This is a genomic window from Mycobacterium sp. GA-0227b, assembly GCF_001499855.1.
Classification (GTDB): domain Bacteria; phylum Actinomycetota; class Actinomycetes; order Mycobacteriales; family Mycobacteriaceae; genus Mycobacterium.
On sequence record NZ_LQIK01000029.1, the window covers coordinates 172008 to 192119 of the forward strand.

Below are 20112 nucleotides of genomic sequence, written 5' to 3' on the forward strand. Positions count from 1 at the left end.
GATCACTCCTCACTGCTGCGGCGCTGGCCGATGAACGCGAGCAGGCGGGGGTCATCGGAGGTGAACACGTCGACCTCTTCGCCTCCGTCGCAGCGCAACAGTGCGACCGTCACGCTGTTCTCCCGCCGGGCGCGGACCTCCCAGATGGCCCCGGAGTCCTGCCACCGCTGCAAATCCGCAATTCGGTCCACCGGCATGCACCTACCATCCCACCGTATGGGTGAGCGCCCAAACATCGAGATCGCCCGGGTCTACGACCAGCCCAGCGGCGAGGGCACGCGGGTGCTCGTGGACCGGTTGTGGCCGCGGGGATTTCGCAAAGGCGATGCCCGAATCGGCCGATGGCTGCCGGCGGTCGCCCCGTCGGCCGAACTGCGGCGCTGGTATTCGCATCAGCCGGAACGGTTCGACGAGTTCGCCGCCCGCTACGCCGCCGAACTGGACACCGAGGAGGGCGCTGCGGCACTGGCCGAGCTACGTGCGCTCCTCCGCCAAGGACCGGTGGTGCTGGTGACCGCCACCCGCAACGTCGAGCAAAGCCAAGCCGCCGTCTTACGCACGCTGCTCTCGCGGGCGGCGTGAGACGATCGGTCAATGCCTCCGGAAATCTCGCGATGACCGTCGTTCTGGCCCTGCGCTGCGCGGACGGGCTGGTGATGGCCTCCGACTCGCAGATCACCGACCCCGTGCGGGGGCTGAGTTATCCGGCCCAGAAGCTGCATCCGCTCGGCGGACGCGCCGCGTGGGGCGGCAGCGGATCGCGCGCCGTGCTCTACGACCTCGAGCAGATCTTCGACAATGAACCGGACGCGATCATGGAGGCGCCCGACGTCGGCCATGCCCTCCAACAGCGGGTCCTGCCCGTGCTCGAGCACCACTATCGAACTTTCATCGCCGACGTGCCGGCGGGCAAACCCGGCGCCACTCCGGCGACCTACGTCCTCGCAGCCGGCTACGCGGGCGGCGAGCCGTTCATCATCGACATCGATCCGCACGGTCTGATCGGGCACTACGAAGAGATCGGGTTCCACGCTGTGGGTAGCGGATCTCCGATGGCCCAGCAGGCCCACGCGCTGCTGGCGCACTTCGGCATGGCCGAACGCGATGTCAACTACGGCGTCGTGGCCGCGTTGCGCGTCCTCGACGCCCTCGACGCGTCCTCGCCCAGTGTCGGCGGGCCCATGGACATCTGCCGCATCACGCCGGAGGCGGCCGAGCACCTCGACGAGGATGCCGTCTCCGAGGTCCGTCGACGGGTGCACCGGTGGACCGAACTCGAACAGCGTGCCCTCGACGACTTGTTCGGCTGACGGCCGCACGCCGGCGACCAAGAATGACGAGGAAGGTAAGTCTTGCCTTACTCGGTCCGGTAGGCTCGACGGGCGATGACCGAGATTGACGACGCACCCGCGCCCGTTCTTCCGCGGGAACTGACGAACATTTCCGATGCGGTGCGGGAGGTCGCGGCGCCGCCGACACCGGTCCTCGCCGATCCCTACTTCATCAGGGTCGCCGATGCGGACGCGGACGCGGAGATGGTCTCGGAGTGGATGAACCGTCCGCATCTGGTGGAGGCGTGGGAGTACGACTGGCCGCCCGAGCGCTGGCACCGGTACTTGAGCGCGCAGCTGGCCGGCGAGTACTCCAGGCCGCTGATCGGCAGTTTCCGCGGCCAGCCGTTCGCCTACATCGAGCTGTACCGCGCCGCCAAGGATTCGATCGCGCCGCGCTATGACGCCGACCCGCACGACATCGGACTGCACGCGGCGATCGCCGACATGCGGTTCGTCAATCGCGGTATCGCGCCGATCCTGTTGCCGCGGTTGACCGCCAACATCTTCGAGCTCGACCCGCAGTGCCGGCGAATCATGTTCGATCCCGACCATCGGAACAAGGGCGCCCGCGATGTGTGCGAGTACGCCGGCTGCGAATTTCTCGGCGAGCACGACATGTCGAACCGCCGCATGGCGCTCTATGCACTGCCGCGCAGTTCTTAGCGCGAGCCTTTTTAGCGCGAGCAGACGCAAAGTGCCCTGAAAACCCGTGAAAATGGGGCAGTTTGCGTCTGCTCAGCAGGCTTGCGCTCCGCCGGCTTCTGGTCGACCGAGATCAGGGCAGCTGGTTGAACTCGGCGTACCCGTCGTGGTCGGGCTTCATACCGGCGGCCACCAACTCCCACAGCACCTCGTCAGTGCCACCGCCGACGCGGGCCAGTTTCATGTCGCGCCACCATCGGCCCAACGGGGTTTCGTCGACGAGATAGCCGGAGCCGCCGAAGATGTGCATGCACTCGTTCATCACCTCTTCACCGAGGCGGGCCGCGTTGACCTTCATGGCCGCGGCGGTGCGCAGGTCCAGCTTCCCGGTCGCGGCGATGCCGTCGAGGGCGTAGCGCAGCATGTCGACGCGCGCCTGTAGGTCGGCCATCCGCATCCGGAGGGCCTGGTGTTCGTACAGCGAGTGGCCGAACTGGCGCCGAGCCATCATGCGCGCCAACGTGATACCGATGACGCGTTGGGCCGAGGTCGAGATCAGACCAGCCACCGACATCCGCTCCTGCGCGAGACCCCAGGAAATCGCGGCCAGCCCGATTCCCGGCCGGGCCACCAGGGCATCGGCGGGCACCCAGGTGTCGATGTGCACGGCTGCGGTGTCGAGCGGGCCGGCACCGACTTTGCGGTACGGGGTTTGAACCTCGCACTGCGCCAGGGGAACTGCGATCACGACCACGCTGCCGTGCTTGCTGTCCGGGTCGTGGTCGACGCTACGGGCCACGCACATGACGTGGTCGGCGATGGGGGAGAGCGAGACGAACTTCTTGATGCCCTTGACCTCGAAACCGTCACGCACGGAGCGGACTTCGGTTCCGACGATCTGCAGGTCGGACCCGCCGGACTGCTCGGAGGCGCCGATGCACAGCACCGCCTCGCCGCGGATGGCCTGCTCGGCGATCTCCTTCAGGTAATCCGATTTGCCGAAGCGGCGCAGGATCGCGATCGCCGAGTCATGCAGGCCCACTCCGACGCCGATACCCGCCGAGCCCAATAGCCCCAGCTTTCTGGCCAATTCGATGACCTTCGCGACGTCGGACTGCTGCTGCCCCGGCGGCCACTTGGCGGAAAAGATGCCGGACTCGCCGAGGTATTCGATGAGCTTACGCGGAAAGCGTTCCGTCTCTTCGGCTTCCGCTGTCCACGCGGTGACCCGGTCGTCGAAGACGCGTTCGAGCAGCTCGCGATAGTCCTCGGCCGGCGGTGCGCCGGGCGCTTCGGCGGTGGCCGTCATCGGCTTGCTCCCTCCAGGGTGCGTTTGACTTCGAGCCGGCGCAGCTTGCCCGACGAGGTGCGGGGCAGCGCACCGGGTTTGAGGAACACCACGTCGGCGGGAACCACGCCGCAGTGCGACGCGACCCGCGCCACGACCGCGCTGCGTGCGGCGGGCTCGTCGTCACCCTTGAACTCCGCGGCGATCACCAGACCGGGCCGCGCCGACGTCTCACCGGTGCCCACGGCCACGACGCAACCATCACGGATCCCGTCGATCTCCCCGGCGATGCGCTCGATCTCGGTGGGGAACACGTTGCGCCCCGCGACCGTGATGAGCTCCTTGGCGCGGCCGCAGACGACCAGCCCGTCGTCGGTGAGGTAGCCGAGATCCCCGGTCGGTAGCCACGCGTGCCGGTCGAGTGGGGCTTCACCGACGTACCCCGTCATCAGCGATGTGCCACGGACCTCGACCTCACCGACCTCGCGACCGGTTACTTCGGTGGTGTGCGCCACGTCGGCGTTGATGCGGATCTCCATACCGGGAATCGCGTGCCCGAGCACCGCGAAGCTTCGGGTGGACTCACCCGCCTCGGCGCTGACCGTGACGTCATCGACGCAAAGCCCGGAGAACGGCTCGGGAACACTGACCGCGCATGTGGATTCGGCCAGACCGTACGACGGAGCCAGAGAAGACGGGTTGAAGCCGAAGCGGGTCATCTCGTCGGCGAAACGCTGATAGCCGATGCAGTCGACGGGCTCGCCGCCGTTGAGCGTGAAGCCGAGGTTGCTCAGATCGAAACCCTTCAGGCTTCCCGCGTACTTGCCGATCAGGTTGAACGCCATATTCGGCGCGGCGGTCATCGTCGCTTGACTCTCGGTGAGCCATTGGAGCCAGTTGAATGGTGACGCGGCGAAGGCGGAGGTGGGCGCTTGCCAGAGGTCCGCCTGGCCAAGCGTGGCCGTCAGGAGGAACGCCAGCCCCATGTCGTGGTAGATCGGCAACCAACTGTGCAGGCGGCATCGGTCGTCGACGTTGACCCGGGCGACCAGCCCGCGCAGGTTGGCCAGCGACGCGGCCGGCGAGATCATCGCCGTGCGAGGTGTTCCCGTCGACCCGGCGGTGCCTTGCAGGATCGCGACGTCCGCACTGTCGGGACCGCGGAACGTCGTCGAACGACGTGGGTGACCGGCCTCGGCGAGATCGTGGACCGCGATCGAGTCGGCGTGCTTGCGCAACAGCTGCAACTCGGGGCCGTGGCTGAACGCGGTCGTCACGCCGATGGAGCGGAACCGGTCCAGAGTGGTCTGCGCCCACTGCTCGGGGTCGGCGCGGCGGATGGGTCCGGGAAGGATCGACAACCCGGCACCGGCGAAGAACGCGCCCGGGATGGCCGCGATGAACTCGACTGTGGGATCACCGATCAGCCCGACCGCTGCGGCTTCGTCGGTGGTGATCCGTTCCGCGATGTTCTCGGCCCGCGCGTGCACCTCTGACCAGGAATGCTGCGCCCACTTACCGGTTTCGGCATCGAGCACCGACAGGGTGGTCGACGCCCCCGACATCGCCGTCGAGAGGGCCGCTGCGAGTTCGGTCACGAGTTTGTCGGTGCCGCAACCGCTTTGGCCAGGATGGCCGCTTCCAGATCGCCGACGGTGTCGCAGCTGAGCAGGTCCTCTTCGCTCAGCGCAACCCCCAGCCGATCCTCGATCGCCACCATCCCGACCGCGAACGCGACCGAGTCGAGACCGACGTCGTCGATCAGCCGGGAGTCACGGGTGACTCGTCGAACATCGACGTTCATGTCGTCGCGCAGGATCTCGGCGAGCGCGACGCTGACGGCTTCTGGAGTAGACGGGTTCACGGCCAGCGACGGTACTACGTCGACTCAGGTAAGGCTAGGCTTACCCTGCAGTCCCGTGGGCGTTTTCACAGCCGGCCGCCGATCCACCAGCCCGCCGCGGCCGCCGCCAGGCCCAGCGCGAGGCTCACGAGAATGTTGGCCACCGCGAGACCGCCCCGGCGTTCCAAGCCAAGCTCGAGGGTCTGCAGCATCCAGGTCGAGAACGTGGTGTAGGCGCCGACGAGTCCGACGCCGGCCAGCAATGCGATATCGGGCCCGAGGTCGAGGCCGGCGAGCAAGCCGAGGACCAGCGCGCCCGAGATGTTGACGACGAAGATTCCGGACGGAAAGACCCCAGTCAGGCGGCGCGCCACCGCGCGGTCCACGACGAAGCGCAACACCGCCCCGACCCCGCCGAGGACCGCGACGCCCAGCCACACCGCGACGGTCATCGCCGTGCCCATCTCGAACCCAACCAGGCCACGCCCAGGCCCGCGATGACGCTGGCGGCGGCGTAGCCGACCGCCAACCCGAAATGCTCGCGCTCGATCATCCTGAGCATTTCGACCTGCATGGTGGAGAACGTGGTCAGTCCCCCGCACAGCCCGGTACCCAGCAACGGGCGGCGGTAACTGTCCTCGGGCAGCCGGGTGGCCACGTATCCCAACACGAACGCGCCGACGATGTTGACCGCGAAGGTGGGCCATGGCCAGTGCCCGGGTTCCGGCGCGACGAGCGTCTCGATCGCCGCGCGCGCGACGGTGCCCAGCGCGCCGCCGACGAACACAGCCAGGAGTTCACGGCCGTCGTAACCACGCACAAGGGTCAGTATGGTCGGGCAGCTCATCACACGTCGCGTCCCGCGGTGGAGGACAATCGAGTGCATGGCGGCCAACCCCCGCGCCGGACAGCCGGCGCAGCCCGAGGACCTCATCGACGTCGCCCAGGTGGTGACCGCGTACTACACCCGCGAACCCGACCCCGACAACGTCGATCAGCAAGTGGTGTTCGGCACGTCCGGACACCGCGGCTCGAGCCTCGACGCAGCGTTCAACGAGGCGCACATCCTGGCCACCACGCAGGCCATCGTCGAATATCGCGCCGCGCAGGGCACCACCGGACCGCTGTTCATCGGCCGCGACACCCATGCCCTCTCGGAGCCGGCCTGGGCTTCCGCGTTGGAGGTGCTGGCCGCCAACGACGTTGTGGCGATGATCGATTCGGCAGACCGATACACGCCGACTCCGGCAGTCAGCCACGCGATCCTGACGTTCAACCAGGGCCGTGACGGCGATCTTGCCGACGGGATCGTCGTCACGCCCTCGCACAACCCTCCGCGCGACGGTGGCTTCAAGTACAACCCGCCCCACGGCGGGCCCGCCGACACCGATGCCACCGGTGCGATCGCCCGACGGGCCAACGAGCTGCTACAGGGCGGGCTCAAAGACATCAAGCGGATGCCGCTGGGCCGCGCGATGCAGACCGCCCAGCGCCACGACTACCTCGACGCCTACGTCGCCGACCTGTCCAACGTCGTCGACGTGCACGCGATCAGCGCCGAGGGCATCCGCATCGGCGCGGATCCGCTGGGTGGCGCCAGCGTCGACTACTGGGCCGCGATCGCCGAACGCCACAACCTCGAACTGACGGTGGTCAACCCGCTCGTCGACGCGACATGGCGGTTCATGACGCTGGACACCGACGGCAAGATCCGGATGGACTGCAGCTCACCGAATGCGATGGCCAGCCTGCTTGGGGCGATCAGCGCCAACCCCGACACCTACCAGATCGCCACCGGAAACGACGCCGACTCCGACCGCCACGGCATCGTCACCCCCGACGGGGGCCTGCTCAATCCCAACCACTATCTCGCGGTGGCGATCGACTATCTCTACTCGCACCGGCCGTCGTGGCCGGCGTCGACCGCTGTCGGCAAGACCGTCGTCAGCTCGTCGATCATCGACCGGGTGGTCGCCGGGCTGGGACGCAAACTCGTCGAGGTGCCGGTCGGCTTCAAGTGGTTCGTCGACGGATTGCTCGACGGCACAATCGGTTTCGGCGGTGAGGAGAGTGCGGGCGCGTCGTTCCTGCGGCACGACGGGTCCGTGTGGACCACCGACAAGGACGGCATCATCTTGGCGCTGCTGGCCTCGGAGATACTGGCCGTGACGGGGGAGACGCCATCGCAGCGCTACACGGCGCTGGCCGAGAAGTACGGCGCGCCAACCTATGCCCGCGTCGATGCGCCCGCCGACCGGGAACAGAAGGCGCGGCTGGCCAAGCTCTCAGCCGAGCAGGTTTCGGCGACCGAACTGGCGGGCGAGCCGATCACCGCGAAGCTGACGACGGCGCCGGGCAACGGCGCGCCGTTGGGCGGGCTGAAAGTGACAACGGAGAACGCATGGTTCGCGGCGCGGCCGTCGGGCACCGAGGACGTGTACAAGATCTACGCCGAGTCGTTCAAGGGTCCAGAGCATCTGGCGGAGGTCCAGGAAGCGGCGCGTGAGGTGGTCAATAAGGTCATTGGGTGACCTCCGAGAGCGCCTGTGAGACGGCGTCCACGCCGAAGCTGCCGCGAGAGGTCTGGCTGCTGGTCGGGGCGAACGTGGTGGTCGCGTTGGGCTACGGCGTGGTGGCGCCGGTTCTGCCGCAGTACGCCCGCCACTTCGGGGTGAGCATCAGCGCCGCGACGTTCGTCATCACGGCGTTCGCGCTGATGCGGTTGATCGCCGCGCCGCCGGCCGGGCTGCTGGTGCAGCGCCTGGGGGAGCGTCGCGTGTACATCAGCGGCCTGCTGATCGTCGCGCTGTCCACCGCGGCGTGCGCATTCGCGCAGACGTACTGGCAGCTGCTGGCGTTCCGCTCGATCGGCGGCCTGGGCTCGGCGATGTTCACGGTGTCGTCGCTGGGCTTGATGATCCGGATCTCGCCGTCGGACGCGCGCGGCCGGGTCGCCGGACTGTTCTCCAGTGGGTTCCTCGTCGGTTCGGTCGGCGGCCCGGTGCTGGGCAGCCTCACCGCCGGTTTCGGCCTGGCGGCCCCGTTCGTGATCTACGGGGCGGCGCTGCTGGTTGCGGCGGGCGTGGTGTTCGTCAGCCTGCGGGGGAGCACGATCGTGGCGGCCGAGGAGCCGACGGATCGGGCGGTATCGGTCCGGCGGGTGCTTCGCCACCGTGCGTACCGCGCGGCATTGTTCTCGAACTTCAGCACGGGTTGGGCGGCGTTCGGGTTGCGCATTGCGCTGGTGCCGCTGTTCGTGGTCGAGGGCCTCGGCTATGGCGCGGGTGCCGCGGGCCTGGCGCTGGCGACGTTCGCGATCGGCAACGTCTCGGTGGTGATCCCGAGCGGGTATCTGTCGGACCGGATCGGCCGCCGCAAGCTGCTGATCGTCGGGCTCACCGTGTCCGCGGTGTCGACGATCCTGGTGGGCTTCACGTCATCTCTGCCGATCTTCCTCGTTGCGGCGTATGTGACGGGTGCGGCGACGGGCATCTTCGTCTCCCCGCAGCAGGCCGCGGTGGCCGACATCGTCGGGAACAAGGCGCGCGGCGGGACCGCGGTCGCGACCTTCCAGATGATGGCCGACCTCGGGTCGATCATCGGATCGCTGGTTGTCGGCCAGATCGCCGAGCACGCGTCGTTCGGCTGGGCTTTCGTGGTCAGCGGGGCGATCCTCATGGTCGCGGCGGTGGGATGGATGTTCGCGCCTGAGACGCGGGGTCGGCCTGCTGTGCACACGCCCGCCCGCGCGCTGGGACCCGAGGCGGGCGGAGAAGTGCCGTAACCAGCGATTTTGAGCGCTTCCCGCAGGTGGTGTAACTTCGATGGGCACGACTTCAGGGGCTATGGCGCAGCTGGTAGCGCACCACACTGGCAGTGTGGGGGTCAGGGGTTCGAGTCCCCTTAGCTCCACTCAGAAATTGCAGGTCAGAAAGCATATATCGGGGCCTGCCCATGTGGACCTGCCGCGGACACCGAGGCGCACTCACTCGAAGGCGATTACGCCACGGACATTCTTGCCGGCCCGAAGGTCTCTCATCGCATCGTTGATGTCGTCGAGCTTGTACATCTGGGTGACCAGTTCGTCGAGCTTGATGGTGCCCGCTTCGTACATCGACAACAGTTTCGGCATGGCGTCGCGGGGGTTCATCTCGCCGTAGAGCACGCCTTTCAGGGTCTTACAGGAACTGACCATGTCGGGCAGGATCAGCGGGACCATCATGTCGCTGATCTTCGCCATGCCAGTGAGTACGCACGTGCCGCCCTTGCGAAGCAGCATCATTGCCATCATCACCAGGTCGGGTGGCACCACACCGGGTGTCAGCACGACACGGTCGGCCATGACGCCCCACGTGATCTCTTTGACGAGATCCAGCGCGGCGCCCGCGTCGACGGCGGTGTGCGTGGCGCCGAAGGTGGGTGCGATCTCGCGTTTGAACTCGTTGGGGTCGACGGCCACGATGTGCTTCGCGCCGGCCACCTTCGCGCCCTGTACGGCGTTCATGCCGATTCCGCCTACGCCAATGACGACGACGGTGTCACCGGGTGCGGTGCCCGCGGCCACGGATCCGGAGCCGAAACCTGTTGTCACTCCGCAGGACACGAGTGAAGCGGCCTCCAGCGGGATCCAGTCGTGGATCTTGACCAGGGACCGCTCGGACGCGACCACGTACTCGGAGAAGGTGCCGACCTGCATCATGGCCATCAGGTCCTCGTCGCCCAGATGGCGCCTACAGGTGCCGTCGGTGGTCATGGCCTTGCTGTAGAGGTTGGCGCCGACATCGCACAGGTAGGTGTATCCGCTGGCGCACCAGCGGCAGTTTCCGCACGCCGGCAGGAACGAGATCGCCACATGGTCACCGGGTTTGAGTGTCTTCACCTCCGGTCCGACATCCTCGACGACGCCCGATCCCTCGTGCCCGCCGAGCATCGGAAACCATTCGGGCACCGGCACGCCGGAGGCCCGCATCAGCTCCTCCATCTCGGGACTCGGCACGCTGTCCCCGGTGTAGAAGTGTTCGTCGGAGTGGCAGATGCCGGCGTAAGCCATCTTGACCAGCACCTCGCCCGCGCGCGGCGGATCCAGTTCGACGTCGGTGACTTCCCAATCGATGCCCACTCCGCGCAACACCGCGGCTCTTGATTTCATCTACGACTCCCTCGGCCAGGCAACGGACTTGGTTTCAGTGAAGATCTCCAGGCCTTCGATGCCGCACTGCCTTCCGATGCCTGACTGCTTGTAGCCGCCGAACGGGGCGTCGGCGCCGTACCAGAGACCACCGTTGATCCCCAGGGTCCCGGTGCGGATCCGACTTGCGACGGACTTGGCCCGGTCGAGGTCGTTGGCGAACACCACGCCCGACAAGCCGTAGACGGAGTCGTTGGCGATGCGCACCGCATCGTCGTCGTCGTCGAACCCGATGACGGACAACACCGGGCCGAAGATCTCCTCCTGGGCGATCGCCATCCGGTTGTCGACATCGGCGAAAACCGTTGGCTCGACGAAGAAGCCCTTGGGAAGGTGCTTGGGAACATTGCCGCCGGTGACCAGCCGGGCACCTTCCTGTTTGCCCTTCTCGATGTAACCCATCACCCGGTCCTGCTGGCGTTTCGACACCTGCGGACCTTGCAGCACGGATGGATCGGTGGGATCGCCGTACTTGTTCTTCTCCATCGCGACCTTGACGATCTCGACCGCCTCGGCGTAGCGGGAGTTCGGCACCAGCAGGCGGGTCGGCATGGCACAGCCCTGCCCGGCGTGCATCGAGATGAACGCGCTGCCGCCGATCGAGGCGCTGATATCACCGTCGTCGTCGAGCACCAGGTATACCGACTTACCACCGAGTTCCAGGAACGTCGGCTTCACAGTTTCGGCGGCGGCCTTCATGATCCGCCGCCCGGTCGCGGTCGACCCGGTGAACGCGACCATGTCCACCAGGGGAGAGGTCGACAGGACCTCGCCGACCAGATGGTCCGAGGAGGTGACGATGTTGATCACCCCTGGCGGAATGTCGGTCTGTTCGGCGATGATCCGGCCGATGCGGGTGGCGTTCCACGGGGTGTCGGGTGCGGGCTTGAGCACCATCGTGTTGCCCATGGCGAGAATCGGGCCGATCTTGTTGAGGATGATCTCGAACGGGAAGTTCCACGGCGTGACGACGCCTACGACACCGACGGGTTCCTTCCACACTTCGCGGGTGGCGAGGGCCCCCATGCCGAACGCATCCTTGTCTGGAAGCGGTCTCTTCCAGGCGAATTGGCTGATCATGTCCGTCGGCCACGTCAGCGCCTCCTTGAGCGGCACGTCGAGTTGGGGCCCGAAAGTGCTCAGCAGCGGGCAGCCGGCCTCCGCGATGAGCTCGCTGCGGATCTCCTCGCGCTCGGCCTCCAATGCCGCTTGCAGTTGACGGAGCCCCGCAGCCCTGGCCTCGCCGTTGCGTGACCAATCGGTCTCGTCGAACGCCCGACGCGCCGCTGCCACGGCACGCTCCATGTCGGCGCGGGTGCCGTCGACGGTGCGGCCGAGCACTTCCTCGGTGGCCGGATTGATGTTGTCGAACTGGCGGCCCGTTTCGGATTCGACGAGCTTGCCGTCGATGAGCATGCGCGATTCGTGTGTCACCGAGATTCCCTCACCACTGTCGAAGTTCGGCCACCGCGCCCGACGGTCGAGGAGCCAATGTCAGATGGGGAATGAAACTGCTGTTCCCGCACGCGAGTACGGAGTGCACCGTCTCGACGAGATGCTCGGCTTCGACGAGGCCGCCCTGCATGTAGCCATGCTCCATCCAGTACCGGATGGCGTTTTCCATCGCCTGGGGATCCCAGGTCTTGTTGAACTCTGTCTGGGAGTCACCTTCACCGCCGAAGCAGTCACCGACCGCCAGCCTGGTGAAGCCGATGTTGGGATGCTCGATGCGCCAGGCCTCGACGAGCTTGTCCAGTGCCGCCTTGGACACCGCGTAGGCACCGAGCAACGGCCACGGCGCAGAGTACGACGCGCTCAACGACGAAAGGTAGACCGCCGAACCGGCGGCTGCGGCGAGATGGGGTGCCGCCGCCGCGGTGATGAGTGAGGCGCCGGTGACGTTGGTGGCGAACAGGTTTGCCCACTGTTCGGCGGTCACCTCGGTGAGTGGCGCGAGGACGCCGACACCGGTGGTGTAGACGAGTGCATCCAGGCCGCCGAAGTTCTCCACGACCTCTGCCATGGCCCGCTGGCAGGCGTCTCTGTCGGTGACGTCGCATGCGACGGCTGCCGCGCCGTTGCCCGCTTCCTTCGCCGCGTTGACCAGGCGATCATGGCGTCTTGCCAGGAAGGCAACGCGCGCTCCTCTTTTTGCCAGCCCCATTCCGATGCAGCGACCCAGGCCCGCGGACGCTCCGACAACGGCTACTCGCTGTGGCGGGGCGGCTGGCATCAGATCTCCTTGAGATGAGGGCGAAGACACATTATCAGGTTGAGAGAAGAACGATAGTCGGATAATGAAAATCTACGTTTCCGCATGGCGTGGCCAACCTAGGCTAGTCAAAGCGCTATCGCTTCAGTACTTTTCGTGGCTCGGTGGCGAAGCTGAGCAGGAGCCGGTCGAGGATCTTCGCCGCTCTCGCACGCGCCCTGGCCGGACTTCTGGCATGCGCCACCAGGATCGCGCCCTCCTCGAGTGCTGCGACCAGCATGTGTGTCAACTCGGTCACTGGCAGATCGTCGATGACGCCTTCTGCGATGGCATTGCGGACCATCTCGTTGATCAGCGCGATGCTGTTGCCCTCCTGTATCGCGCGCAAGGCCTGCCAGCCGAGCACGACGGGGCCGTCGAGCAGCATGATGCGTTGTACCTCGGGCTCGAGTGCCGACTCGAGGAAGCCGTGCAGTCCCGCGCAGAGCCGCTCCCACGAGTCGGTACCGGATGGCGGGGAGGCCAACGATCGCAATGTGAGATCGCGCTCCACCTCCACGAACACCGCTCGGAAAAGCTCGGCCTTGTCTTTGAAGTGGTGATAGAAGGCGCCGCGGGTGCCGACGCCCGAGGTGGTGACCAGGTCGCCGATGCTGGTGTTGAAGTACCCCTGCTCCACGAATAAGGCGCGGCCGGCGTCGATGAGTTCGCGTCGGGTCTGGTCGCCGCGTGCCCGCCGCTCGGAGTCCGTCCCGCCACGTCTGGCCATGTTGTGCATGCTAGCAACATTCATCTTGTATGTTGCAGGTATGGCAGACGAACGTGCCCGCGCGTTTGGTTCGGTGGCTCCGCTGAAAGTCGGCTTGCTCAACGACTATCCGACCAGAACCGGAACCGATGACGACACGCTGGACACACTGCGGCTGGTTTTCGACGAAGCGGTCGCGGCCGGCGTTGTCGACCGGCCGATCGAGGTGGTGCAGCGCCACGTCGTCGGCCTGCCCAACGGCACGTACCACGCCGTCGAACGCGGATACGACGAGTTGGTCGCCGAAGGCTGCCTGGCGATCTTCGGTCCGTACATCTCTGACAATGCCGTGCCGCTGACCGCGCATGCCAACCGGGTGGCCAAGGTTCCCAACATCATCCTGTCGGGGTCGGAGGGTGCCTTGGGCGAGTGGACGTTCGCCCTCAACAACGGGTCGATGCCCGAGGAGCCGGTGATGCTGGCCGCGGTGTTGCTCGGTGACGGAAGGTCGCGGCTCGCCATCGCCTATGAAGAATCGCTGATCGGCAAGGAGTATCTCGCCTTCGCCGAAAAGGTCTACTCTGCTGCGGGTTTGAAGGTCGTGACCGTTGTGGCCATTCCACAGGTCGAAGCCGACAAGGCTGGGGTGGTTGCCGAACTGCGCGCGGCCGAACCCGACGCAGTCGTGCACGTCGGTTTCGGTCACGGATTGTGGGGTTTCTCGGACGCACTGCTGGCCGCCGGCTGGGACACGCCGCGCTACACCACCACCGCCTTCGAGATGGCGCACATCAACGCCGAATGGATGCGGCAACTGCGCGGTTGGATCGGGTTGGACAGCTACGACGAGCGCAACCTCGTCGGCCAGGCCTTCCTGGACCGGTTCGAGACACGCTTCGGTCGTCGACCGACGAACTCGATGCCCGGGCTCTGCCACGACGTGGCGACCGTGATCGCACGGGGTCTGGGGGCGGCGCGGCCGTTGACCGGCGCGGGTGTCAAGGACGGTATAGAGCAGGTGAAGCTCGTCCCGGCGGCGAGCGGCGCGCCAGGCACGTTCCTGCGGTTCGGCCGCTACATCAGGCAGGGCTGGCTCGGATCGGATTACCTGATCGCGCGTCGGGTGCTACCGGACGGCAGCGGACACGTCTTCCATGCGGCGCCGAGCGACAACATCGCACGCGCGGTTGGCGCCGTTGCCGCGCGCTGACTCGGCGGCGCGCTGAATCTCGGCCGCCCGCAGAGTCACACCGATCAACCTTTCGTAGACGAAGTTCGAGAGACTGCCGACAAAGCGTCGATCGCTGTGACCAGGGGAGTGAAAGTGACGGGCGGGTTTACGATAACGCCAACTGGATCGCCCCGAACACGGGCGCGGTGACGATTCCCGGCGGCTGGGCCAACACGTAGGGGATCGCCCGGACGGCGCCCATCGCGATCATCAGGTGTCCCGGCTGTGCATGCTGCCCGGTGGGTGCCTGTCCGTCCCATCCGACATCGAGTGCAAGCTCGAAGCTGGGCACGCCTTTGATGACGGCGCGGATCAACGGCGACTTCTCTCCGGGAGCCAGCGGCTTGAGTCCCCACTGCGGCAGGTCGCGGGTGAGCACCCATTCCTCGTGAATCGCGAGCAGCGGCCGATCCGACCAGTGACCGACCCACGAGAACCGCTGTCCCACCACCGTTCCCGCGTGAATCGTTCCGGCGAGCACCTCGATATCGTGCGGCAGCGTGGTGGCGTCGACCGACACCTCGACATGCGACAGCGTGATACCGAGAACATCGGCAGTCGCGTTGAGTGCCTGGCGGTATGCCATGTCGAGCTTCTTGATGATGGGTGAGTCGATGCCGACGTCTTCGGGCGGTCGGCCCATGCCCATGAGATCGACGAGCATTGGAAGGCTGTCGACGGCCGACACATCGGTGGCCTCGTAGAGGTCGATCCGGTCGATCGTCTTGCTCAGCCCCGTCACCGTCGCCACCAAGCGTTCAAACATGAATCCCGGATTCTCGCCGGCCGCGTGGAAGCGCGACTGCCCGTCGCGGCAGGCCGCCACGAATGCCGCTTCGGTCTCGGCGCCGTAGGTGGGCAGGTGGTTGTAGGACGTCGTGGTGATGACGTTGGTGCCCGACGCGAGGAGTCGGCAGATGTCCTCGGCGTTGGTGTCGACGGCATGGGCCTTGCTGGCGGCATGGACGACGACGTCGGCGCCCAACGCGAAGATCTTCTCCTTGTCCGCGGTGGCGAGCACCCCGGTCGTCGGCGGCAGACCGCACAGCGCTCCGGCGTCCTGGTCCGCCTTTGCCGGGTCGTACACCAGGACGCCGACCAGCTGGAAATCCGGATTTTCGATGAGTTCGGCCAGCGCGGCGCGACCGACCGCTCCGGTTGCCCATTGCACGACTCGAGTTGCCAATCGAACGCTCCCGGTTGAATTTTCGCGATGGGCATTGCCCGATTTCGGCCCAACCTACAGTATGGAGGTGGCAACCACCAGGGTGTATGTTGATACCGGCCGACCAGCGGTGAGGAGTCGTCACATGTTCGAGCCGGCGAGCGTCGAGGAACTCGAGCAGAGCATTCGCGACGCGCAGGACAAGTTCAACGAAGGCATGGGCGCCGACGGTGATGCCTCGCCGTATCCGTTGCTCAAGGAACTGCGCGCGCAGGCGCCGGTGCATGCGGGATGGCCGGAGGCGGGCATGGTCGGCAATTCCGGCGACGGGCCACCGACCTTCACGGCGTACACGTTCGACACCGTCAAGGCGATTTTCACCGACAACATCACCTTCAGCACGCGCTGCTACGAAGACGTCGTCCGGCCACTGCAGGGCCCGACGATCCTCGAGATGCAGGACCCCGAACACGCGGTCTACCGCAAGCTGCACGAGTTCGCGTTCGCGCGCTCGTCGATGAAGCGGTGGGATACCGAATTGGTTGGCCCGCTGGTGGATCGGACCATCGCGAAAATCAAGGACGCCAAGCGGGCGGATCTCGTCGATGCGGTGTTCATGCCGATTCCGGTGCGGGTGATCGCCGCTCTGCTCGGCCTGCCCGATTCCGATGTGCTGCACTTCCATCGGCTCGCGATCGACCTGCTGGGCTTCCGCGGCGACATGGATTGCGCGATGCGGGCGTCGGCGACGATGAAGGAGTACTTCGTCGGGATTCTCGCCGAGAAGCGCCAAACGCCAAAGGACGACATGGTGTCCATCCTCGCGGGTGCGGAGATCAACGGCGTGAAGATGTCCGACGAGCAGATCTACGGCTTCATGCGAAATCTGCTGCCCGCTGGTGCAGAAACCACGTCACGCTCGACCGCCAGTCTGGCGTATGCGCTGCTCACCCACCCCGATCAGCTCGATGTCGTGCGCAACGACCGTAGCCTGCTGCCGCAGGCCATCGAGGAGGGCATCCGGTGGGAAACCCCGCTGCTCAACTTCATGCGGGAGGTCACCCGTGACACCGAGATCGGCGGCGTCCAGGTCCCCGAGGGCGCGACGATGATGCTCAGTCTCGGCAGCGCCAACCACGACGAAACGCGGTGGACTGAACCGGAGAAGTTCGACATCTTCCGGGAACGCAAGCCGCACATCGGATTCGCCCATGGCGCCCACGTCTGCCTGGGCATGCATCTGGCTCGCCTCGAAACCACCAAGATTTTCAACGCCCTGTTCGACGAGTTGCCCGGTCTGCGTCTCGACCCCGATGCGCCGCGGCCGTACATCACCGGCTCCATGTTCCGGTCGCCGCCACGCCTCGACGTGGTGTGGGACTGAGGACGCGTTGACATGACACGGGTGATTCAGTGGGCGACCGGCGTCACCGGCATGATGTCGCTGCGCCACGTCATCGGGCGCCGCGATCTCGAACTGGTGGGCGTGCGCGTCTACGACGACGCGAAGGCCGGCGTGGACGCGGGCACCCTGTGTGGGCTGGGCGAGACCGGGCTGCGCGCCACAGCTGATCGCGACGAGATCATCAACACCGACGCGGACGTGGTGCTCTACATGGGCAAGGTGGAAACCGACACACCCGGTTGCTTTGCCGACGTCTGCGACCTGCTCGCATCGGGTAAGAATGTGGTCGCGACCGGCAGCAGGTTCATCCATCCACGCTCACTGCACGAATCGCTTGCCGAAGGCATCGAAAGTGCCTGCACGGCAGGGAAATCATCGTTCCTCGGGCTGGGTCTGTACCCCGGTTTCGTGGGGGAGACGCTGGCGCCGCTGCTGTCGCGGCTGACGCAGCGGACGAGCCGCATCAGTGTCCGCGAGGTGCTCAACTACTCGACGTACGCCAGTCACGATCTGATCTTCAACGCCATGGGCTTCGGGCATGCGCCCGACGACACCACGCCGCTCCTGAGCAATACGGAGTATGCGGCGAGCGCGTGGATCGGCAGCGCGACCGTGCTCGCCGAGGCGCTTGGACTGAAGCTCCGTTCGGTGCAAGGGTTTCGCGAGGTCGTGACGACACCGCGCGCCTTGACCGTCGCGGCGGGCGAGATCCCGGTAGGCACGGTCGGCGCCGTGCGATTCGGTGTCGTCGTCGACTGCGGTGAGACCACGATGTCGGTTGAGCATCTCACCCGCATGGCCGACGACCTCGCCCCGGACTGGCCGAGCGAGATCGGGTACGAGGTCACCTTCGAAGGCGAGCCGAACCTGCGGGTCCACCTCGAAATCGGTTCTCACGACCAGGATCACGCCGAGCAGGGCTGCCTGGCCACCGCGATGCATGCGATCAATGCGATACCTGTCGTCGTCGCGGCCAAACCCGGACTCTACGACCTGTCCGCCATTGCGCCGTTTGTTGCGCACTGGACGAACCGCACGGCTACGTGACGTTTCCGAAGCCGGTATGGCTGCGGATCAACGGCAGATCCGCCATGGTCGCGAAGCCGGCGGGCGCGGCGCAGACGGCCGGGATGGCGTTGACGACCTGCATCGCCACCGTGATGAGGCCGGCGCGCACATGTTCCTCGATCGACGCCTCGCGCGAGAAGCTGGCCAGCGGAAAGAAATGTGTACGCATGGACGGATCGCCCTCGATGGTCAACGTCCAACCGTCCGACGGCTTGGGCCAGTGGTCGGGATACTCACCACCGACGGTCCAGAGCGTCTCGAATTCGATCAGCGGCACCCCGTCGCGATGGCCGACGAAGTTCCAGCGCTGTCCCGCCGTCGTGCCCTGCCGAACCACGTGGTCGAAGATCTGCAGGTCCTTGCTCGCCGGCACGGTCTCCAGGGTCACCGAGACGTCGTCGATGTCCGCGTTCAAGGTGTCGGAGAGGAACCAGGTCTGCTCGACGAACAGCTTCGTCAGGAATGCCAGGTAGGCGTTGGCCGTGGGCGTCACCTCATCGACCGGCCGGCCGAACCACATTCCGTCGAAGGTGATCTCGGTGCTCTCCCACAGCGTCCAGTCGGCCCTCTCCTGCAGGGTCACCCGCTCGATCGTGCGGCTCATCCCCGACAGCGCGAGAGGCAGCACGCCGGACAGATTGCCCGGGTTGAGCCCGCTGCCATGAATGGTGCTGTTGCCCTTCATGCACGCCGCCGTCAACCTTTCCCGGTCGGCCTCCGGAATGCGGCGTGGATGGAACAAGAACGACGGCGTCGCCACGTTCTTGCCGCTCTCGAGGAGAGCGCAGACATCGTCGAGGTCGGTGAACGACGGTGCGTACAACACGAGATCGGCGTCGAGCGCATGGATCGCTGCGACGTCGGTGGTGGCGGCGACGCCGATCGGCGCCCTGTTGACGAGCGTTCCGACGTCAACCCCGTTCTTGGCCTCGGAGTACACGCGAGCGCCGACCAACTCGAGGTCAGGGCGGTGATAGAGGATGGCGGTGACCATTTCGGTGCCGACGGCCCCGGTGGCCCACTGGATGATCCGCAACCGGCGGGTGCTGGCGGTCATGACCATCACTATTCCATGGCATCACCGGTGATAACGTTTGTTCTCAAATACCGGCAAACAAAATTCTCGACGGGAGTGTGCCATGGAAGATGTGCTGGGGTACCAGGGCAAGTCGGTCGTCGTGACAGGGGCGGCGTCGGGTATGGGACAGGCGACCGCGCAGATCCTCGTCGACCTCGGTGCGACGGTCACCGCACTCGATATCAAACCGACCACTGTTCCCGTCGCCCGCGCGCTCGAGATCGACCTGCGGGACCGCGCCAGCATCGACCAGGTCGCGGCGTCCATCGACGGCCCGGTCGACGGGTTGTTCAGCTGTGCGGGGCTGCCCGGTCCGCCGTTCAGCGAATGGGACACGATCCTGGTGAACTTCGTCGGCGCTCGTCACCTTTCCGAGAGTCTGGTGCCGAAAATGCCCGAGGGGTCGGCCATCAGCGTCATCTCGTCGTCGGCCGCGATCGGCTGGCAAGACCACATCAAGGTCATCACCGGCCTGCTCGAGACCAGGGGGTTCGAGGCTGCCGTCGAGTGGCTGACGGCCAACGAGAAGAAGTGGTCGTGGAGCGGCTACGCGTACTCCAAGTACATCATCGACGCGTGGGTAGGCTGGTGGTATCCCGAACTCGGCCGCCGTGGCATCCGGGTCAACTGCATCAACCCGGGCCCCACCGAGACGGCGATGATGCCAGCGTTCCAGGACTTGATGGGTAAGGAAACCGTCGATCAGGCCGTCGGTCCTGTCGGGCGGTATTCGACTGCGGAGGAACAGGCCTGGCCCCTGGTCTGCCTCGGTAGCCCGCGGTTCAGTTATGTCGGCGGCGAGGTGCTGTGGACCGACGGCGGATGGAACGGTGCCATGACGATGGGCCGTCACCAAGCGCAGTGGGCCGACACCGCAGCCGAGGAGATGTCGAGGAACAGCTGACGACCG

Annotated in this window: 21 protein-coding genes and 1 tRNA gene; 10 read left to right on the plus strand and 12 right to left on the minus strand. The window is 66.2% G+C overall.

Translation table 11 applies throughout. The annotated features are described in order from the left end of the window. Nucleotides 1-2: 2 nt before the first annotated feature. Entirely contained in the window at nt 3-197 is a 195-nt protein-coding gene (locus AU185_RS16655) for a hypothetical protein (protein ID WP_059100983.1), read from the minus strand. Nucleotides 198-216: 19 nt separating this feature from the next. On the opposite strand from AU185_RS16655, the gene AU185_RS16660 reads away from it, so the two are divergent. The 3 genes from AU185_RS16660 to AU185_RS16670 all read left to right on the plus strand — a co-directional run bounded on the left by AU185_RS16660 (nt 217) and on the right by AU185_RS16670 (nt 1997). Next, nucleotides 217-582: a DUF488 domain-containing protein gene (locus AU185_RS16660; RefSeq protein WP_059100982.1), complete on the plus strand. Its 366-nt coding sequence runs from the start codon at nt 217-219 to the stop codon at nt 580-582. 32 nt (nt 583-614) lie between these two features. Further along, nucleotides 615-1310: an Ntn hydrolase family protein gene (locus tag AU185_RS16665; RefSeq protein WP_059100981.1), complete on the plus strand. Its 696-nt coding sequence runs from the start codon at nt 615-617 to the stop codon at nt 1308-1310. A 75-nt stretch (nt 1311-1385) separates the two neighbouring features. After that, the gene (locus AU185_RS16670) at nt 1386-1997 is read left to right on the plus strand and encodes a GNAT family N-acetyltransferase (protein ID WP_059100980.1); all 612 of its coding nucleotides are present in this window, start codon (nt 1386-1388) and stop codon (nt 1995-1997) included. A 112-nt stretch (nt 1998-2109) separates the two neighbouring features. Here AU185_RS16670 and mbtN read toward each other — a convergent pair whose 3' ends face one another. From mbtN to crcB (AU185_RS16695), 5 genes are all read right to left on the minus strand, one after another. Beyond that, nucleotides 2110-3285: a mycobactin biosynthesis acyl-ACP dehydrogenase MbtN gene (gene mbtN / locus AU185_RS16675; RefSeq protein WP_059100979.1), complete on the minus strand. Its 1176-nt coding sequence runs from the start codon at nt 3283-3285 to the stop codon at nt 2110-2112. Next, on the minus strand, nt 3282-4862 hold the full coding sequence (gene mbtM, locus AU185_RS16680) for a long-chain-fatty acid--ACP ligase MbtM (RefSeq protein ID WP_082683935.1): 1581 nt from the start codon (nt 4860-4862) through the stop codon (nt 3282-3284). The genes mbtN and mbtM overlap by 4 nt, the downstream gene beginning before the upstream one ends. Then, nucleotides 4859-5128, minus strand: a complete 270-nt coding sequence (gene mbtL, locus AU185_RS16685; RefSeq protein ID WP_082683936.1) for a mycobactin biosynthesis acyl carrier protein MbtL — start codon at nt 5126-5128, stop codon at nt 4859-4861. The genes mbtM and mbtL overlap by 4 nt, the downstream gene beginning before the upstream one ends. Nucleotides 5129-5193: 65 nt before the next feature. After that, nucleotides 5194-5571 (minus strand): fluoride efflux transporter CrcB, encoded by a 378-nt coding sequence (gene crcB / locus AU185_RS16690; protein WP_059100978.1) that lies wholly within the window; start codon nt 5569-5571, stop codon nt 5194-5196. Beyond that, complete coding sequence (gene crcB, locus AU185_RS16695) at nt 5556-5927, minus strand: fluoride efflux transporter CrcB (RefSeq protein ID WP_156425556.1); 372 nt, start codon at nt 5925-5927, stop codon at nt 5556-5558. The genes crcB (AU185_RS16690) and crcB (AU185_RS16695) overlap by 16 nt, the downstream gene beginning before the upstream one ends. Before the next feature lie 64 nt (nt 5928-5991). On the opposite strand from crcB (AU185_RS16695), the gene pgm reads away from it, so the two are divergent. From pgm to AU185_RS16710, 3 genes are all read left to right on the plus strand, one after another. Then, nucleotides 5992-7638, plus strand: coding sequence for a phosphoglucomutase (alpha-D-glucose-1,6-bisphosphate-dependent) (gene pgm, locus AU185_RS16700; protein ID WP_059100976.1), 1647 nt, complete (start codon nt 5992-5994; stop codon nt 7636-7638). Further along, a complete protein-coding gene (locus tag AU185_RS16705; RefSeq protein ID WP_059100975.1) occupies nt 7635-8891 on the plus strand; it encodes an MFS transporter in 1257 nt (418 codons plus the stop codon). Before pgm ends, AU185_RS16705 begins: the two co-directional genes overlap by 4 nt. Nucleotides 8892-8946: 55 nt before the next feature. Further along, nucleotides 8947-9019 (plus strand) — tRNA-Ala (locus AU185_RS16710). Between the two features lie 73 nt (nt 9020-9092). On the opposite strand, the gene AU185_RS16715 is transcribed toward AU185_RS16710, so the two are convergent. The 4 genes from AU185_RS16715 to AU185_RS16730 all read right to left on the minus strand — a co-directional run bounded on the left by AU185_RS16715 (nt 9093) and on the right by AU185_RS16730 (nt 13276). Continuing rightward, nucleotides 9093-10256, minus strand: coding sequence for an NDMA-dependent alcohol dehydrogenase (locus AU185_RS16715; protein ID WP_059100974.1), 1164 nt, complete (start codon nt 10254-10256; stop codon nt 9093-9095). Then, the gene (locus tag AU185_RS16720) at nt 10257-11711 is read right to left on the minus strand and encodes an aldehyde dehydrogenase family protein (RefSeq protein ID WP_059101143.1); all 1455 of its coding nucleotides are present in this window, start codon (nt 11709-11711) and stop codon (nt 10257-10259) included. A 28-nt stretch (nt 11712-11739) separates the two neighbouring features. Continuing rightward, nucleotides 11740-12528, minus strand: a complete 789-nt coding sequence (locus AU185_RS16725; RefSeq protein WP_059100973.1) for an SDR family oxidoreductase — start codon at nt 12526-12528, stop codon at nt 11740-11742. Between the two features lie 115 nt (nt 12529-12643). Beyond that, a complete protein-coding gene (locus tag AU185_RS16730; RefSeq protein WP_059101142.1) occupies nt 12644-13276 on the minus strand; it encodes a TetR/AcrR family transcriptional regulator in 633 nt (210 codons plus the stop codon). Nucleotides 13277-13316: 40 nt separating this feature from the next. On the opposite strand from AU185_RS16730, the gene AU185_RS16735 reads away from it, so the two are divergent. Next, nucleotides 13317-14465, plus strand: a complete 1149-nt coding sequence (locus AU185_RS16735; protein ID WP_059100972.1) for an ABC transporter substrate-binding protein — start codon at nt 13317-13319, stop codon at nt 14463-14465. A gap of 127 nt (nt 14466-14592) precedes the next feature. On the opposite strand, the gene AU185_RS16740 is transcribed toward AU185_RS16735, so the two are convergent. Next, entirely contained in the window at nt 14593-15657 is a 1065-nt protein-coding gene (locus AU185_RS16740) for a dihydrodipicolinate synthase (RefSeq protein WP_059100971.1), read from the minus strand. A gap of 139 nt (nt 15658-15796) precedes the next feature. On the opposite strand from AU185_RS16740, the gene AU185_RS16745 reads away from it, so the two are divergent. After that, complete coding sequence (locus AU185_RS16745; RefSeq protein ID WP_059100970.1) at nt 15797-17035, plus strand: cytochrome P450; 1239 nt, start codon at nt 15797-15799, stop codon at nt 17033-17035. 12 nt (nt 17036-17047) lie between these two features. Beyond that, complete coding sequence (locus AU185_RS16750; protein WP_059100969.1) at nt 17048-18103, plus strand: NAD(P)H-dependent amine dehydrogenase family protein; 1056 nt, start codon at nt 17048-17050, stop codon at nt 18101-18103. Here AU185_RS16750 and AU185_RS16755 read toward each other — a convergent pair. Further along, entirely contained in the window at nt 18096-19181 is a 1086-nt protein-coding gene (locus tag AU185_RS16755; protein WP_059101141.1) for an NAD(P)H-dependent amine dehydrogenase family protein, read from the minus strand. The two genes, AU185_RS16750 and AU185_RS16755, sit on opposite strands and share 8 nt — an antisense overlap. Before the next feature lie 82 nt (nt 19182-19263). Here AU185_RS16755 and AU185_RS16760 point away from each other — a divergent pair, with 82 nt between their 5' ends. Next, a complete protein-coding gene (locus AU185_RS16760) occupies nt 19264-20106 on the plus strand; it encodes an SDR family oxidoreductase (RefSeq protein ID WP_059100968.1) in 843 nt (280 codons plus the stop codon). Nucleotides 20107-20112 lie beyond the last annotated feature (6 nt).

Excerpts from the sequence above, each read along its gene's own strand:
- AU185_RS16730 (WP_059101142.1), bottom strand. The coding sequence starts at position 13,276 with ATGGCCAGACGTGGCGGGACGGACTCCGAGCGGCGGGCACGCGGCGAC.
- AU185_RS16725 (WP_059100973.1), bottom strand. The coding sequence starts at position 12,528 with ATGCCAGCCGCCCCGCCACAGCGAGTAGCCGTTGTCGGAGCGTCCGCG.
- mbtN (WP_059100979.1), bottom strand. The coding sequence starts at position 3,285 with ATGACGGCCACCGCCGAAGCGCCCGGCGCACCGCCGGCCGAGGACTAT.
- AU185_RS16655 (WP_059100983.1), bottom strand. The coding sequence starts at position 197 with ATGCCGGTGGACCGAATTGCGGATTTGCAGCGGTGGCAGGACTCCGGG.
- crcB (WP_059100978.1), bottom strand. The coding sequence starts at position 5,571 with ATGGGCACGGCGATGACCGTCGCGGTGTGGCTGGGCGTCGCGGTCCTC.
- AU185_RS16670 (WP_059100980.1), top strand. The coding sequence starts at position 1,386 with ATGACCGAGATTGACGACGCACCCGCGCCCGTTCTTCCGCGGGAACTG.
- AU185_RS16755 (WP_059101141.1), bottom strand. The coding sequence starts at position 19,181 with ATGACCGCCAGCACCCGCCGGTTGCGGATCATCCAGTGGGCCACCGGG.
- AU185_RS16720 (WP_059101143.1), bottom strand. The coding sequence starts at position 11,711 with ATGCTCATCGACGGCAAGCTCGTCGAATCCGAAACGGGCCGCCAGTTC.
- AU185_RS16715 (WP_059100974.1), bottom strand. The coding sequence starts at position 10,256 with ATGAAATCAAGAGCCGCGGTGTTGCGCGGAGTGGGCATCGATTGGGAA.
- AU185_RS16760 (WP_059100968.1), top strand. The coding sequence starts at position 19,264 with ATGGAAGATGTGCTGGGGTACCAGGGCAAGTCGGTCGTCGTGACAGGG.
- AU185_RS16750 (WP_059100969.1), top strand. The coding sequence starts at position 17,048 with ATGACACGGGTGATTCAGTGGGCGACCGGCGTCACCGGCATGATGTCG.
- AU185_RS16665 (WP_059100981.1), top strand. The coding sequence starts at position 615 with ATGACCGTCGTTCTGGCCCTGCGCTGCGCGGACGGGCTGGTGATGGCC.
- AU185_RS16745 (WP_059100970.1), top strand. The coding sequence starts at position 15,797 with ATGTTCGAGCCGGCGAGCGTCGAGGAACTCGAGCAGAGCATTCGCGAC.
- pgm (WP_059100976.1), top strand. The coding sequence starts at position 5,992 with ATGGCGGCCAACCCCCGCGCCGGACAGCCGGCGCAGCCCGAGGACCTC.
- AU185_RS16660 (WP_059100982.1), top strand. The coding sequence starts at position 217 with ATGGGTGAGCGCCCAAACATCGAGATCGCCCGGGTCTACGACCAGCCC.
- AU185_RS16735 (WP_059100972.1), top strand. The coding sequence starts at position 13,317 with ATGGCAGACGAACGTGCCCGCGCGTTTGGTTCGGTGGCTCCGCTGAAA.